Annotated in this window: 15 protein-coding genes and 1 pseudogene; 13 read left to right on the forward strand and 3 right to left on the reverse strand. The window is 51.3% G+C overall.

The window, feature by feature from the left end; translation table 11 throughout:
• Positions 1 to 45 precede the first annotated feature (45 nt).
• The 12 genes from BEA93_RS05575 (at position 46) to BEA93_RS05630 (ending at position 10,174) form a co-directional block, all read left to right on the forward strand.
• Entirely contained in the window at positions 46 to 345 is a 300-nt protein-coding gene (locus BEA93_RS05575) for a phage tail assembly protein (protein ID WP_001025007.1), read from the forward strand.
• A gap of 102 nt (positions 346 to 447) precedes the next feature.
• Positions 448 to 2,097 carry a hypothetical protein gene (locus BEA93_RS05580; RefSeq protein WP_105224470.1) on the forward strand — a complete coding sequence of 550 codons (1,650 nt, stop codon included), beginning with the start codon at positions 448 to 450 and terminating at the stop codon, positions 2,095 to 2,097.
• The gene (locus BEA93_RS05585; protein WP_105224471.1) at positions 2,094 to 2,573 is read left to right on the forward strand and encodes a phage tail protein; all 480 of its coding nucleotides are present in this window, start codon (positions 2,094 to 2,096) and stop codon (positions 2,571 to 2,573) included. Before BEA93_RS05580 ends, BEA93_RS05585 begins: the two co-directional genes overlap by 4 nt.
• The gene (locus BEA93_RS05590; RefSeq protein WP_001142387.1) at positions 2,548 to 2,763 is read left to right on the forward strand and encodes a tail protein X; all 216 of its coding nucleotides are present in this window, start codon (positions 2,548 to 2,550) and stop codon (positions 2,761 to 2,763) included. Before BEA93_RS05585 ends, BEA93_RS05590 begins: the two co-directional genes overlap by 26 nt.
• Positions 2,764 to 2,774: 11 nt before the next feature.
• A complete protein-coding gene (locus BEA93_RS05595; RefSeq protein ID WP_105224472.1) occupies positions 2,775 to 3,974 on the forward strand; it encodes a contractile injection system protein, VgrG/Pvc8 family in 1,200 nt (399 codons plus the stop codon).
• Between the two features lie 2 nt (positions 3,975 to 3,976).
• Positions 3,977 to 4,330 carry a GPW/gp25 family protein gene (locus BEA93_RS05600; protein WP_105224473.1) on the forward strand — a complete coding sequence of 118 codons (354 nt, stop codon included), beginning with the start codon at positions 3,977 to 3,979 and terminating at the stop codon, positions 4,328 to 4,330.
• Positions 4,314 to 5,222, forward strand: a complete 909-nt coding sequence (locus BEA93_RS05605; RefSeq protein WP_000852138.1) for a baseplate assembly protein — start codon at positions 4,314 to 4,316, stop codon at positions 5,220 to 5,222. Before BEA93_RS05600 ends, BEA93_RS05605 begins: the two co-directional genes overlap by 17 nt.
• Positions 5,222 to 5,776, forward strand: a complete 555-nt coding sequence (locus tag BEA93_RS05610; RefSeq protein ID WP_105224474.1) for a phage tail protein I — start codon at positions 5,222 to 5,224, stop codon at positions 5,774 to 5,776. The genes BEA93_RS05605 and BEA93_RS05610 overlap by 1 nt, the downstream gene beginning before the upstream one ends.
• Position 5,777: 1 nt before the next feature.
• Complete coding sequence (locus tag BEA93_RS05615) at positions 5,778 to 7,055, forward strand: phage tail protein (protein WP_105224475.1); 1,278 nt, start codon at positions 5,778 to 5,780, stop codon at positions 7,053 to 7,055.
• Between the two features lie 2 nt (positions 7,056 to 7,057).
• Positions 7,058 to 7,603 (forward strand): tail fiber assembly protein, encoded by a 546-nt coding sequence (locus BEA93_RS05620; RefSeq protein WP_000902891.1) that lies wholly within the window; start codon positions 7,058 to 7,060, stop codon positions 7,601 to 7,603.
• A gap of 23 nt (positions 7,604 to 7,626) precedes the next feature.
• Positions 7,627 to 9,582, forward strand: a complete 1,956-nt coding sequence (locus tag BEA93_RS05625; protein ID WP_105267621.1) for a prophage tail fiber N-terminal domain-containing protein — start codon at positions 7,627 to 7,629, stop codon at positions 9,580 to 9,582.
• Between the two features lie 13 nt (positions 9,583 to 9,595).
• Positions 9,596 to 10,174 carry a DUF4376 domain-containing protein gene (locus BEA93_RS05630; protein WP_105267622.1) on the forward strand — a complete coding sequence of 193 codons (579 nt, stop codon included), beginning with the start codon at positions 9,596 to 9,598 and terminating at the stop codon, positions 10,172 to 10,174.
• Between the two features lie 65 nt (positions 10,175 to 10,239).
• Here the strand turns inward: BEA93_RS05630 and BEA93_RS05635 are convergent, their stop codons facing one another.
• The 3 genes from BEA93_RS05635 to BEA93_RS05650 form a co-directional block, all read right to left on the reverse strand.
• Entirely contained in the window at positions 10,240 to 10,785 is a 546-nt protein-coding gene (locus BEA93_RS05635) for a DUF5384 family protein (protein ID WP_000197383.1), read from the reverse strand.
• A gap of 12 nt (positions 10,786 to 10,797) precedes the next feature.
• A complete protein-coding gene (locus tag BEA93_RS05640) occupies positions 10,798 to 11,310 on the reverse strand; it encodes a glycine zipper 2TM domain-containing protein (protein WP_000916153.1) in 513 nt (170 codons plus the stop codon).
• Between the two features lie 379 nt (positions 11,311 to 11,689).
• Positions 11,690 to 12,253: an ORF6N domain-containing protein gene (locus BEA93_RS05650; protein ID WP_000235320.1), complete on the reverse strand. Its 564-nt coding sequence runs from the start codon at positions 12,251 to 12,253 to the stop codon at positions 11,690 to 11,692.
• Between the two features lie 459 nt (positions 12,254 to 12,712).
• On the opposite strand from BEA93_RS05650, the pseudogene BEA93_RS05655 reads away from it, so the two are divergent.
• Positions 12,713 to 12,853 (forward strand): annotated as a pseudogene (locus BEA93_RS05655) (OmpW family outer membrane protein); the annotation flags it as partial.
• Between the last annotated feature and the right edge of the window lie 50 nt (positions 12,854 to 12,903).

Genomic DNA, 12,903 nt, shown 5'->3' on the forward strand with positions numbered 1-12,903 from the left:
TTAACGCATAACGGCCTGCGGGCCGTTTTTTTTAAGGAGCAGATTATGAATATTCCGGGTGAAACCCGCACCATCACACTGTACACACCTGTCACTCTGGGGGGCGGGGCTGTGCTGGAACACATCACCATGCGCGAACCGCTGGTGCGCGATCGCATTGCCTTCACCAAAGACCGGGGAACAGAGGAGGAAAAAGAGGCGCGTATGATTGCGCAGCTTTGTAATCTGAGTGAGCAGGATATCTGGCTGCTGACCGCAGCGGATTATGCCCAGCTGACGGATGCCTTTAATGTTTTTATGCTGCCACCCGGGAAGCGACCGAAACCGAAATCTTCAGAGGGTTAAGGTTTCTCGGGCGGCGGCTGCATTTTCCTCTTTCCGATTATCTGTCCATGCCGTTCAGTGTGTTTACGGCATTTTTACTGGATGAAGTGGAGGCGGTAAAACGTGGGAAGCGTAAGTCAGAATCTTAAGGCCACCGTGTCGTTCGGGGGCAAACTGGACAGTTCGTGGCGTCGTTCGGCGACGGATCTGCGAAAAAATCTGCAGGATGTGGAGCAGCAGGCTGCGCGTTTGCGTAAGGAGCAGGCAGAGCTGGCAGCAGAAATGAAGCGGGCGGCGCTGGCAGGGAAACGTTTTAAGTCGATGGAGGATGAATACGCCCGGCTCACTGCTGAAATTAAGAAAGCGGATGCGGCCCAGAAAAAACTGAACCGGAGCCTTGAGCGTCGCGATCGGCTCGGACGTTTTATGGGGAAGGGAAAAAGTCTGCTTGCCGGAACCGGCAAATTTGCCTGGAATGCCGGTCTGGCGATGGGGGGCGGTGCCGTGACCACGGCACTTGGTGCGCTGATTGCTCCGGCAGCCATGAATGCGCAGACGGCTGAAACGGCGGGTAAAGCGACTGCGTATGGCGTGGATACCCGTACGTACATGAACTGGGACGCCCTGGCAAAACAGTACGATATGACCGGCGATAATATCGGAGATCTGTTTGAGGAATACCTGCATAAGGCCGGGGAATATAAACAAAATGGCAAGCAGAGTTCGCTTTCTGACGCCTTTGAAACGCTGGGATTTAAGGAGGGCGATCTTGCCGGACTGAGTGATTCGTCGCAGTTCGAAAAAATTATCGACAGGGCGCTGTCTCTGGAAGATGAATCAAAGGCATCTTTTGCGCTGGATGCATTGTTTGGTGGTGAAGCCAGTAAACTGCTGATGCTGATCAAACGTTCAGGAAAAAGTTTTCAGGAACTGCTGGCTGAGCAGGATAAATATAATCTGGTGACAAAAGAGGGGGTGGCTGGCGCACTTGCCGGAAACAAGGCTGTTTCTGATTTGCAGCAGGTTTTTTCTTCTGCGGTTGCAGAAATTTCCGGACAACTGGGCGCAGAGCTGGCTCCCGCTATACAACAGACAGCGGGTGACCTGGCAGAGTGGTTTAAAGGTGGAGGCATTAAAAAGGTTGTGTCTTTTCTGAGGGACACCCTGTATCCGGCAGCCCTGAAGTTTGGCGAAGGCGTCATTTTTGTCGGAAAAATCATTTTTGCAGCAGCCAAAAAGCTCTCCTGGTTGTTACCGGATGAACAGGGCGATCAGAAGCAGATTCTGGAGTATGTCGGGCGTGGTGACATGACCGCTGCCCGGACAGTGGCCCGGAACAGCGGGCAGGATGCGTGGCTTGACGGGCAACTGAAAAATAATCCCGATTTTGAAAAGAGTGTCCGTGAAAAATACAACGCCGCGAAGGGCTTTATGGGCATTGTGGATACGGATGCGTTTCATGAATCGGTGAACAGTTACCTCACGCCGGAAAAAACGTTCGATTTTTCGCTGCCGGCAGGATCCGCCGGAAAACAGGATGATCCTTTTGCCAGTGCGGGGGCATGGCAGGCTGCCGTGCAGGCTATTCCTGTTGAGGGCGGACAGTCCGGCGCACAGCTGAATGACAACAGTGTGAAGAATTATAACTTCAACATTGTTGCGCAGCCCGGACAGAGCGAACAGGGTATTGCGGACGCCATTGCCGGAATGACGAAAAACAACCCGGCCTTCAGTGGTAATAATGCGTTGTGGGATGGAGGAAGTGTCTGGTGAGTGTGGGTTCGGTTATTGCTCTCGCTGAAGACAGCCTTCAGCGTTACAACAGTTATCTCCGTGGTGCTGCAGATGCCAGAGTCATGCTGATGCTGGGGGATTTCGCCTTTTCCGTGGATACCACGGCATATAACCAGCTGACCCGTGAGGCCGGGTGGACCTGGAGCGAGCAGTCGCGTATCGGGCAGCAGAGTCTGCTGCAGTACACCGGGAAAAACGGGCGAACCGTCCGCCTTGAAGGGGAATCGCACGCCTTTTTGGGGAAGTCAGGGACGGAGGCGGTGAACACGCTGTATGACCTGGCAAATAAGGCTGAGCCGCAACTGCTGGTCAGTGGAGAAGGTGATGTGCTGGGATGGTGGGTGGTGGAGCGTTTTTCTGATTCCACCGACTGCTTTTTACCTGGTGGTGGGCACCGTAACAAAAAGTGGAGTCTGGAGCTGAAACATTATGCCGACGATCTGGATAACCCGTGACGGGGATGTGCTTGATGCGATTTGCGCCACGCATTACGGCACGGAAAATCTGTCTGCCGTGCTCACTCTTGTGCTGGAGGCCAATCAGGGGTTGGCAGAGAAGGGCGCGGTTTATCCGGCGGGGATCCGGATTGTGTTGCCTGAAATCACACAACAGGTGTCTGAGTCGCCATACAGCCTGTGGGATTAAGGGAGGAGATGATGACGTCATTATCCGAACAGCTGCAGGCAATAAATGCTGCGTATCAGGAGTCCCTGAACAGTGAGGAAAAACAGGAAACCATTGCCACGACCGTCCGGGAATTCTGCCCGGCGTATCGGGTGACAGCTGAAGGGCGGGATATCACGCGGGTGCTGGCCCGTTATCTTGTGGATATCACTCTGACGGATTACGGCGGAGCCACCGCCAAATCTGATGAACTGAAAATCACGCTGCTTTCTGAAACACTGCCCCTGCCGACAAAGGGGGCGCGTCTGCGGGTGGCGATGGGGTTTAACGGTAATCTGGTGGACAAGGGCTGGTTTGTGGTGTGCGGCGTGAGCAGCAGCGGCCCGCCGCGGCGGATCGAGATTTATGCTACCGCTGCCCCCATGAATGCGGAAAAGCAGTCCGGTGATGTGCTGAATCAGAAAACACGCAGCTGGGATAATCTCACGCTGGGTGATCTGGTGAAAACTGTTGCCACGGAAAACGGACTGAAGGCCCGGGTGGCGGAGAAGCTGGCGGGGATCCGCATTACCCATGTGGATCAGGTGGCAGAATCGGATGCCAGCCTGTTGTCCCGCCTTGCCCGGACGTATAACGCCGTCAGTAAACCTGCCGGAGGTTACTGGTTGTTTCTGGAGCAGGGTGCCGGAACCACCGTATCGGGCGCGCCCCTGAAGACCGTGACGCTGACACCTTCCGTGGTGTCATCCTGGAATTATCAGGAAGGTGAACGGGGGAGCTCTGGCGGCGGTGGAGATAAAAAAAAGAAGAAAGAAAAAATCACGGTTCGTTATTTTGACAAGGCTGACGGGCGAACCAAAACGGCAACCGTGGAGCATGACGGCTCGTCTGTAACCAGTCCGTACACGCAACCGGAAAAGGAAACGGCTGAACAACAGGCAAAATCGAAAAAAACACAGGCGCAACGCAACAGCCGGAAAATGACGCTGACAGGGCCGTGCCGTCCTTCATATGTTGCCATGACCGCCGAATCCGGCGTGGTGACATCCGGATTTGGTAAGCGGGAAGATCGCCGCTGGCTCGTGGAATCACTGTTTTTTTCCCTCTCATCTTCAGGCTTTACCTTCACGTTTAATCTGGTGGCTGAAATCAAAAACGCCAGTAAATCAGACAAAAAATCCGGTGATAAAACAGGGCCGGATTATTTTGGTATCGGATCGGGAAAAAAATAATCATGAATGGTGTGAACTGCCGGACAGGGAAGCGTCTGTCCGGTGCGGCGCATCTGCGCCAGTCTGTCAGCGATATTCTGAACACGCCAGTGGGAAGCCGTGTTCTGGTCAGGGATTACGGCAGCGATCTTTTTGAATTGCTGGACTCTCCCCGGGATGACCTGTTGAGGCTGCGCATAATAGCTGCCACGGCGACGGCGCTGGCACGCTGGGAGCCCCGGCTGAAAGTGTCAAAAGTGATCGTAACGTTTCCGGAGGATGAGGCCGGATGTGTGGTGGATATCATGGGGACGAATACGGAAACCGGTACACAGGTGACAACAGGAGGAATAACCGTTTATGGCAGAAAGTTATGATGTGATCAATCTTTCGGATTTGCCCGTACCGGATGCCATCGTGGTGCCTGATGCGGCGGTGATTTTCGGGGCCTGGCTGGCACGTCTGCGCGAACTGGATCCTGAATTTGATGCCCTGGTGGAATCCGACCCGGCTTACAAGCAGGGCGAAGTGACAGCCTTTCAGCTTACCCTGGCTTTTCAGCGGGTGAATGATGCTGTGCGGGCCGTTTTTCTGGCAAGTGCGCAGAATGCCGATCTCGATCAGATTGGCGCGGCGTTCAATGTCGGACGTATGGTGATTGTTCCGGCAAATCCGGATGCCGTGCCTCCGACGGATGCGGTTATGGAAGAGGACGACGCTTTTCGCGAACGCATTCAGTTGTCCTGGTCGCAACTGAATACTGCAGGCGCCCGCAATGCTTATCGTTTTCATGCCCGCTCTGCTGATGAAAATGTGCTGGATGCTGATGCCTATGGTCCGGAAGAGCACGGGCGTGCGGGGGAGGTGGATGTCTACGTATTGTCCCGTGAAGGAAATGGCACTGCCAGCGAGGCGTTGCTGGATGCGGTCAGTGCGCGGCTGAATGCTGATGAAATTCGTCCGCTGACGGATTTTGTGACGGTGAAAAGCGCCATTATTAATGACTATACCGTGACGGCTGAGCTGGAAATACCGGACGGTCCGGATGCCGGTGAAGTGCTGGAAAATGCGAAAAACACGCTGATGTCTTATACCCGGCTGGCAAACCGGATTAATGGCATGGTGCCGCTGTCCGCTATTTACGCAGCACTGCAACAGTCCGGTGTGGCGCGGGTTATTCTGTCCAGTCCCCGGGCCGATATTGAACCGGCAACCGGTACGGCTCCCCGTTGTGCCGCCGTTAATGTGACGCGCAGAGAGATGTGGTGATGACAGAGACGTTTCGCTCACTTCTGCCGCCTTCCGCTGTCAGGCCGGAGCGGTCACAGGAGCAGGCCACAACAGAAAGTATCCTGACGCTTGATGCGGATATGGTCAGAAAGGTGAAAAATCCGGATACCTGTCCGTTGCATCTGTTGCCGTGGCTGGCATGGGAGTTTGCTGTGGATTTCTGGCAGGACGACTGGAGCGAAGAGCAGAAGCGGCAGATTTTACGTGATGCGGCATATGTGCATCAGCACCGGGGGACGGCGGGGGCAGTGTTGCGGGCGCTCAGTGCGGTTGGTGTTCCGGCAGCAATCAAAGAGTGGTGGCAGGATTCACCGCGCAAAAAACCGTACACTTTTCGTGTGGAGCTGTTTTTGCGGGAAGGGGCTGACAGTGTGCTTTACAGTCGGGTCAGGACGCTGGTCATTAAGGCCAAGAATTTACGCAGCGGTCTGAGCACCATTGACGTAAATACGAATATCGGAAAGGACAGCCAGTTTTATGTTGGTGGCGCGGTGACCGCGCATATTGATGTGGTGATTGAGGCGGGAGAATAACGTGACCACGAAACATTGCAGTATTCTGACAAACAGGGGAAAGGCGCTGGAGGCCGCGTCTGCGGCGGGTGGTGCGCCGGTGGTACTGGACGGGTTTGTGGTGGGAGACGGAAACGGAAATGCTGTCACGCCAGAGGCAGGGCAGACGGCTCTGGTCAGGGAAGTTTATCGCGGCACCATATCACGTCTGGCGGTCTCGCCTGAGCAGGAAAACCAGTTTATTGCGTATCTAGTGCTGCCGGAGGGCGTGGGGGGATTTACGGTCAGGGAAGCGGGGCTGCTGACCAGTGATGGTGAGCTTTATGCCGTCGGAAGTTGTGCTGCCATTGAGAAACCGAAAAATGGTGTGACAGCCACACTGCAGTTCCGGCTGGCAGTGGCTGAAAGTGCGCAGGTCACACTGAATGTGGCAACCGGAGATGGTCTGTTTCTGCGACAGGACAGGAATCTTTCGGATGTGGAAGACAGGGATGAGGCTGTCGAAAACCTCGGATTAAAACCCACGGTGGACAAGGCAAAAAATGCCGTTCAGCGTGATGGTGACACCATGAGTGGTGATTTGACGTTTGAAAATGACTCAATCCTTGCGTGGATTCGAAATACAGATTGGGCAAAGATTGGGTTTAAAAATGATTCGGATTCAGACACCGATTCATATCTGTGGTTTGAAGCGGGGGATAATGGAAACGAATATTTCAAGTGGCGGAGTAAGTCTGGAACCACAACCAAAGACCTGATGAATCTCAAATGGGATGCGCTGTATGTTCTGGTGAATGCCATCATCAATGGTGAGGTTGTATCAAAATCAGCAAACGGCTTTCGTATTGCTTATGGTAATTACGGTTTTTTTGTCAGAAACGACGGGTCGAACACATATTTTATGTTGACCAATGCTGGCGACAGCATGGGGAGCTATAACGGACTAAGGCCATTCTGTATAAATAATGCCACTGGCGCAGTCACGATGGGCAACGGGCTGACTGTCAGCGGGGGGGTAAACGTTTCCAGCGGAAATATCACCGCCGGAGGAGGTCAGGTTATACCGGGTAATTACAGCAATTTTGATGCCCGTTATAAGACCAAATCAGAAGGTGTGCAGGACGTGCGCCTTGGCGGTTATCAACAGATGGGCAGTACAGGCTCAAACCTGGCTCCCTCTGGTTATGTCAGTGTGGGTGGCTACTGCTACGGAGACTGGGATAACTCTGCCGACGGGTGGTTTATCCGACCGCTTCAGAAACTGATTAACGGAACCTGGTATAACGTCGCGAGTATGTAATTATGTTGCATTTAAAAAATATTACGTCGGGCAATCCGAAAACAGCCGAACAATACGAACTGACCAAAAGGTATGGCGTCGAGTGGTTGTATACAGAATCCGGTGAAAACTGGTATGAAATCCAGAAAAATTTTTCACCTGACACATTAAAAGTTGAATATCTGGATACAGGGAAAGTTACCTGGGTTGGAAAAGATGCTGCGTCAATTAATCCCAGAAACCGGAGCGTGATTGAAATTACCGATAACACAGCGAACCGACAAATTGATGCCTCAGGTTACTGGTTTTACCGGGATGACAAATTCATATTTGACTACGGTAAAAAGGCAGAAGATGAGCGGGTGAGTAAGCTCAAGGATGTAAGTCGGTTAACTGCTGAATGGGAAAAAGACCTGCTGCTGGGGTTAATCAGCGACGAAGACAAAGAAAAGCTGAAAGCCTGGCGGATGTACGCGAAATCGCTGCAGGCGCTGGATTTCAGCACTATCACCGATAAAACCTCATACAGAGCCATTGAATGGCCTGTCTCTCCGGAAGCCTCTTCCTGATTTAATTAATCGCGAGAAAAACTATGTCTGTAGTGATATCAGGTGCGCTGATAGATGGCGCAGGCATCCCCATGTCCGGATGCCACATAATTCTGAAATCCCGGGTAAACACCTCAGAGGTGGTGATGCGCACAGTTGCCGACGTGGTGACAGGAAACTGTGGCGAGTACTGTTTTAAGGCGCAGACCGGAAAATATTGCGTATATCTGAAACAGGACTGGCGCGACGAGTACTGTGTTGGCGATATTGCTGTATACGATGACTCAAAGCCTGGCACGTTGAACGATTTTCTGACCGCCCTTGATGAAGGCGACCTCAAACCCGATGTGGTGAAACGCTTTGAGGAAATGGTGGCGCAGGCGCAGCAGAGCGCGGAAGTGGCAGCGGAAAGCGAACAACAGGCCGGGCAACATGTCGCTGATGCGCAGAAGATTAAGAGCGACTGCCAGACGCTGGCGGATAACGTACAGCAGAATGCAGAAGCCGTTGCCGAAGATAAAAAGCAGGTGGCACAGCTGGCATCATCTGCCACACAGGATGCGGCCCGCGCAGAGCAGGCCGTTAAGGACGCAGACAAAATCGTCGATAAGGCTGTTGATAAACTCGGTGAAGCCGCAACGCTGACCGGCGAGGCAAAGGCCAGCGCAGAAGCGGCAGCAAAAAGCGAGCAGAATGCGAAACAGCACAGGGACGAGGCGCAACGGATAGTTGATGACCTGAAGGGAGGCAATGCTTCCACGACAGAAAAAGGCCTGGTGCAACTCTGTAGTGATACAGACAACGACAGCGAAGAACTGGCAGCCACGCCAAAAGCCGTCAAAACCGTCATGGACGAGACGAAAACAAAAGCGCCACTGGACAGCCCGGCGTTCACAGGTACGCCAACCACACCAACCCCGCCGGACGATGCGACCGGGCTGGAGATGGCGAACGCGGCATTTGTCCGCAAACTGCTCGCCGCGCTGGTTGACTCGTCCCCGGAAGCCCTGGACACACTGAACGAGCTGGCAGCGGCGCTGGGCAACGACCCTAATTTTGCGACGACTGTCACTAAGGCGCTGGCGGGTAAACAGCCGCTTAATGACGTGTTAACGGCGGTCAGCCAGATAACACCGGAAGAAAACACGCTGCCTTATTTCAGTGCAGAGGGCCGGATTTTACTGGCGCAGCTGTCAGAAAAAGCCCGCGCATTACTGGCACTGGACACGCCTGAAGCCATGCGCACGGAGCTTGAACTGAAAGCGGCTGCGACGATGGAGCCCCAGAGCGATATCCGCGACCGCACACCAGGCAGACTGGCACTGTCCGGCATGTACGGATTCGGTCAGGCATTTGCCAGCACCGACGCTCTGGCGTTTGACGGACAGGCCGATTTTGCTGAATGGCTGAAAGAGGCCACCCCGGGGCGTTATGCGGTCAGTATTGCGGACTCTTCCACACTACTGGCAGGCACCACAAAATTTAACGGCATCATTGATGTGATGTGGTCGCCTTTTGATAACGATGAATCGGACACAACGCGTAAATTCAAAATGCTGCTGTGTTTTAACCAGTATTACGAAGGTGAGCACAGTATTCATCGTCTGACTTACCGCTGGAGTGGAAACAACTGGAATGCAACAGTAAGCCCTGTCATTTACGACGGCGATTCGCTGGCGTTCTTACTGTCCCGGACAGCAGGCTCAGGCTCATATTTCAAATACCCGGCAGTGGGTGTTCCGGTGCTTGCTGTTTATCGCGGAACAACTTCCGGGGATAAAGAAATCAAAATTGGCCTGGGTGATGTGGTGCCAGGGTCACAACTGGGCGGAGTTAATCTTTCGTGCACAATATCTTCTGCGGGGGCTGGCTCCTACGGTTCCACACCGAGTGCAGGAGCTACAGGGTACACTTTTCCGGGGCGTTATATGGCGTTATCCGGGGTCAGGGACTCTTACGGAACAAGCGGTCGTATCTGCCTGTTTGTGCGCATCGAGTAACGGGGAATAAAACATGAAAATCAGAGCAGTAAAGGGCATCAGAAACGCCCATTATCTCGAAAATGGTGCGGTTGACTGCGAGGTGTTATTTGAAGGTGAAACGGAATTCGTCCCGTATACCGCCATGCAGGACGATAGCGCCCCGACAGGCCAGCGCATCTGGGAAGAGTTACAGAGCGGCAAGTGGGGGAAAATCGCCCCATTCACCGTCACGCCTGAACTTATCGCAGCGGCAAAAGATGCCAAACGCCAGGAAATCGAAGCCTGGCGCACAGAACAGGAGGCGCAGCCGTTCACGTTCGAATGGAACGGTCGCACCTGGAATGCTGGCCCAGACTCACTGGCCCGTCTCTATCCGGTGGTAATGGCTGCAAAATCTGATACGGCACGAACCGCCCTTGCGTGGGGCGACGCTGATAATCAACAGGTGAAACTGTCGATGCAGGAACTTGAAGAACTGGCGGCAGCACTGGCGCAGGCGCAGGTCAATCGCAACGACGAGATTTATCGTCGGCAGCGGGAGATGAAAGAAGAACTGAATAACTTGGATGATTTGCGCTCAATTAGAGCGATTGCAATTAGCAGTAATTAGCTCAGAAAATGCAAATAACAAGTTGTCATATCATAGAGTAGTGAGGGGGCGCCCCTCACTATTTATTACCACCAGCTATCAGCTTTACTCTCTCGTGCTTTTCCCTCACTTTGCAACAATTCTTTGGTACCAGTTGAAATATTACGCCGAGCATCCGCTTCTGATTGAATAACGTCAGTTTGTGCAGCCCGCTCCTTGAGTTCTTGGTCCAGAAAATCGTTTGCTCTATTTACCCTGGCCCTTTTAGCTTCGAGTTCGAGTTTTCGGTTTTCTAGCTCAAGTTGGCGTAATTGATCTTCATAATCTTGATCGCGTTTTTTATCTGCCGCCATCTCCGCTTCGAGCTTAGCTTTACGCTCAAACTCAGCCGCTCGTCGTTGTTTTTCTTTTGCTGCTGCCATAGCCGCTGCTTTCTCTTTGCGAATCCTTTCCGCATTGGCACGTTGGCGCTCTTGTTCTTTACGTGCATCTTCAATACGTTTTTCTTCGGCTTTACCTTCATTTTCGGCTCGCGCAATAGCCGCTAATTGTTCCTGTAAAGAAGACGCGTTAACGTAAAAAGTGCTTAGGCACGGCAAAGCTAATAGTATATATAAAGCAAGACGTGTCATCTGAAATGGCCATTATTTATTATCAGGGCATGTTGCATTTGGTTGAATACGTGTTTCGTTTTCTTTAGTTGAAATCATGGCTGCTAATCCAGGTGCAAATTGGCAAGCTCTACCAACTTGAGTCGATGTATAAACTTTTGTACCTTCTTTGTATGTTAGAGAAACGCCTTCAACAATTGTTTTATCTTTGACTAATGAACCAGCGGCTGCACCAAGTGCGGTTCCACCTACAGCCCCTGCGGTGGTTGCCAGTTTCGAACCACTTTTGGTGTTATGTCCAATTACTCCTCCAGCAACGGCACCAACTACAGCACCGAATGTTTGTGCTGCTTCTTTATTTTCTTTGTTGTCCACAGCAATTTTTGCAGGAAGAACCGAAATGATAGTTATCATTTTGGTTTCTTGTTTGGAATTAACCTGAGTGGTGTCATAAACATCTGCAGCAAGATGTTCTGCAGTAGACTGACACCCACTTAATGCAAAGACAGCTAATAAAGAAATGGTTGCTTTATTTAATTTCAACATTTTACTTGCTCTCCTAGTTTCTGAGAAACTGCAAATATATTTACCTGAGCTTTTGTGTCAATATTTTTGGGGTTGTTTTGTTGTCTTTAATCAAAAAAAGTATCCTGCTCATATAGTTATGTTTAGTGTTTTTATGTTTTTTAATAAATTTCATAAATAGCTGAATTTATTGATATCAATATATAAACTTATCGTGCATACATTGCCCAAAATACAGTTTCAGAAGGGGGCTGGTTGTTGTTGGGGGCAATGTTATCAGTGGGAAATGCAGGATGAACTGAATAATCTGGATGATTTAAGCTCAATCAGAGAGATGACGATTAGCGGCAATCACGCTCGATAAAATTAACCCCGGTGATCATCCGGGGTTTTGCATTCATTAAAACCGCATCAACCGTTCCACCAGTTGTTCTTTACGGGCAACGATCCAGCCGTGTTGCTCCAGATAAAATTTAAACCGCTCCAGAGTGCATACCATCGCATCGGCGGGGACTTTTTCCGTGAACTCGACCTGACCGTGTTTATCGAAGTGGATCAGTAATGCGAATCCATCATTTTTGGTGGCGGAGTTTTGTGCTGCTGGTGGTTGTTTTTGGCTGAAATAACAGTCTTCGAGTTTTTCGAACACTTCCCACGCCTGATCGGTTTCGAGCATTTTTGCGTGGCGAGCTGCCCCGCGTTCTGTCCATAGGATGAGGGAGCGGGCTTTGGGAGATATGGGGTTTTGTGACTTACTTAAAGTAAGTCGCAAATTTTTTAATTCTTCACCCGATGCTTTAAAAAAGTGCTTTCCTTCGACAAAACGCTCTTTGTTTCTGGTGAAGTTAACCTGGATATTCAGAATTTCGGTGCCATAAAGCTGCGCCAAAAGTTCGGTGGTAATAACAGGGATCTGGTTATGGGTGATCGGGGAGAGAGTTTCAACAGAGATTTGAGTGGCCATAACGATAACTCCGTACATTTAGAAATTATCGCCACCGACGACGCCAATCGAACTGGTGGCGAACTGTGCAGGGTTGGCGTAACCGGGTACGGAAACCGGCGAGCCTTTCGGCTCCCCCACACAGCCCGCCATAAATCGCGAATGTGACTGTGCATACGATATGAAAAAAGACGCGGGCGCGTCTCATATCGCTCCGTAAACATCCGGGACGCCAATCCCGACAACCGATTTTGCGGTTGCGTGGGGAATATAGCCCCGGGGGACAAAAACTGTCAATGGGCAAAAATTTTCGTTATCAGGAATGTATAAAATCAAATCAATTGAGCAAAAAATCCTTTCTGCAAAACTAAAAAAGATTTCAATAAAATCAGGCAGTTAAAAACGCTGAAAAACGGTATAAAAAAGCATCTCAAAATCCTGTTTTTTCTTTCAGATACAATATCTTATTTGATTTTTTAAAACCTGCCGGTCTGGTACATGGATATCGATACCGACGTGAAATATAAATCCAACGGCGCAGTACTGCCGGCAGGACATTATTCTGACCATGTGCGCCTTGACCCGTGGGTGTTTATGTTCTCTGCGGGTTATCGTTTTTAATTCTTTGCTATCAACAAACCGCCAGATACTTTCTGGCGGTTTGTTGATGC

Origin of the sequence: Escherichia sp. MOD1-EC5950, from assembly GCF_002965345.1 — a bacterium.
GTDB lineage: Bacteria > Pseudomonadota > Gammaproteobacteria > Enterobacterales > Enterobacteriaceae > Escherichia > Escherichia marmotae.

Excerpts from the sequence above, each read along its gene's own strand:
- BEA93_RS05575 (WP_001025007.1), top strand. The coding sequence starts at position 46 with ATGAATATTCCGGGTGAAACCCGCACCATCACACTGTACACACCTGTC.
- BEA93_RS05590 (WP_001142387.1), top strand. The coding sequence starts at position 2,548 with ATGCCGACGATCTGGATAACCCGTGACGGGGATGTGCTTGATGCGATT.
- BEA93_RS05595 (WP_105224472.1), top strand. The coding sequence starts at position 2,775 with ATGACGTCATTATCCGAACAGCTGCAGGCAATAAATGCTGCGTATCAG.
- BEA93_RS05600 (WP_105224473.1), top strand. The coding sequence starts at position 3,977 with ATGAATGGTGTGAACTGCCGGACAGGGAAGCGTCTGTCCGGTGCGGCG.
- BEA93_RS05605 (WP_000852138.1), top strand. The coding sequence starts at position 4,314 with ATGGCAGAAAGTTATGATGTGATCAATCTTTCGGATTTGCCCGTACCG.
- BEA93_RS05610 (WP_105224474.1), top strand. The coding sequence starts at position 5,222 with ATGACAGAGACGTTTCGCTCACTTCTGCCGCCTTCCGCTGTCAGGCCG.
- BEA93_RS05620 (WP_000902891.1), top strand. The coding sequence starts at position 7,058 with ATGTTGCATTTAAAAAATATTACGTCGGGCAATCCGAAAACAGCCGAA.
- BEA93_RS05625 (WP_105267621.1), top strand. The coding sequence starts at position 7,627 with ATGTCTGTAGTGATATCAGGTGCGCTGATAGATGGCGCAGGCATCCCC.
- BEA93_RS05630 (WP_105267622.1), top strand. The coding sequence starts at position 9,596 with ATGAAAATCAGAGCAGTAAAGGGCATCAGAAACGCCCATTATCTCGAA.
- BEA93_RS05635 (WP_000197383.1), bottom strand. The coding sequence starts at position 10,785 with ATGACACGTCTTGCTTTATATATACTATTAGCTTTGCCGTGCCTAAGC.
- BEA93_RS05640 (WP_000916153.1), bottom strand. The coding sequence starts at position 11,310 with ATGTTGAAATTAAATAAAGCAACCATTTCTTTATTAGCTGTCTTTGCA.
- BEA93_RS05650 (WP_000235320.1), bottom strand. The coding sequence starts at position 12,253 with ATGGCCACTCAAATCTCTGTTGAAACTCTCTCCCCGATCACCCATAAC.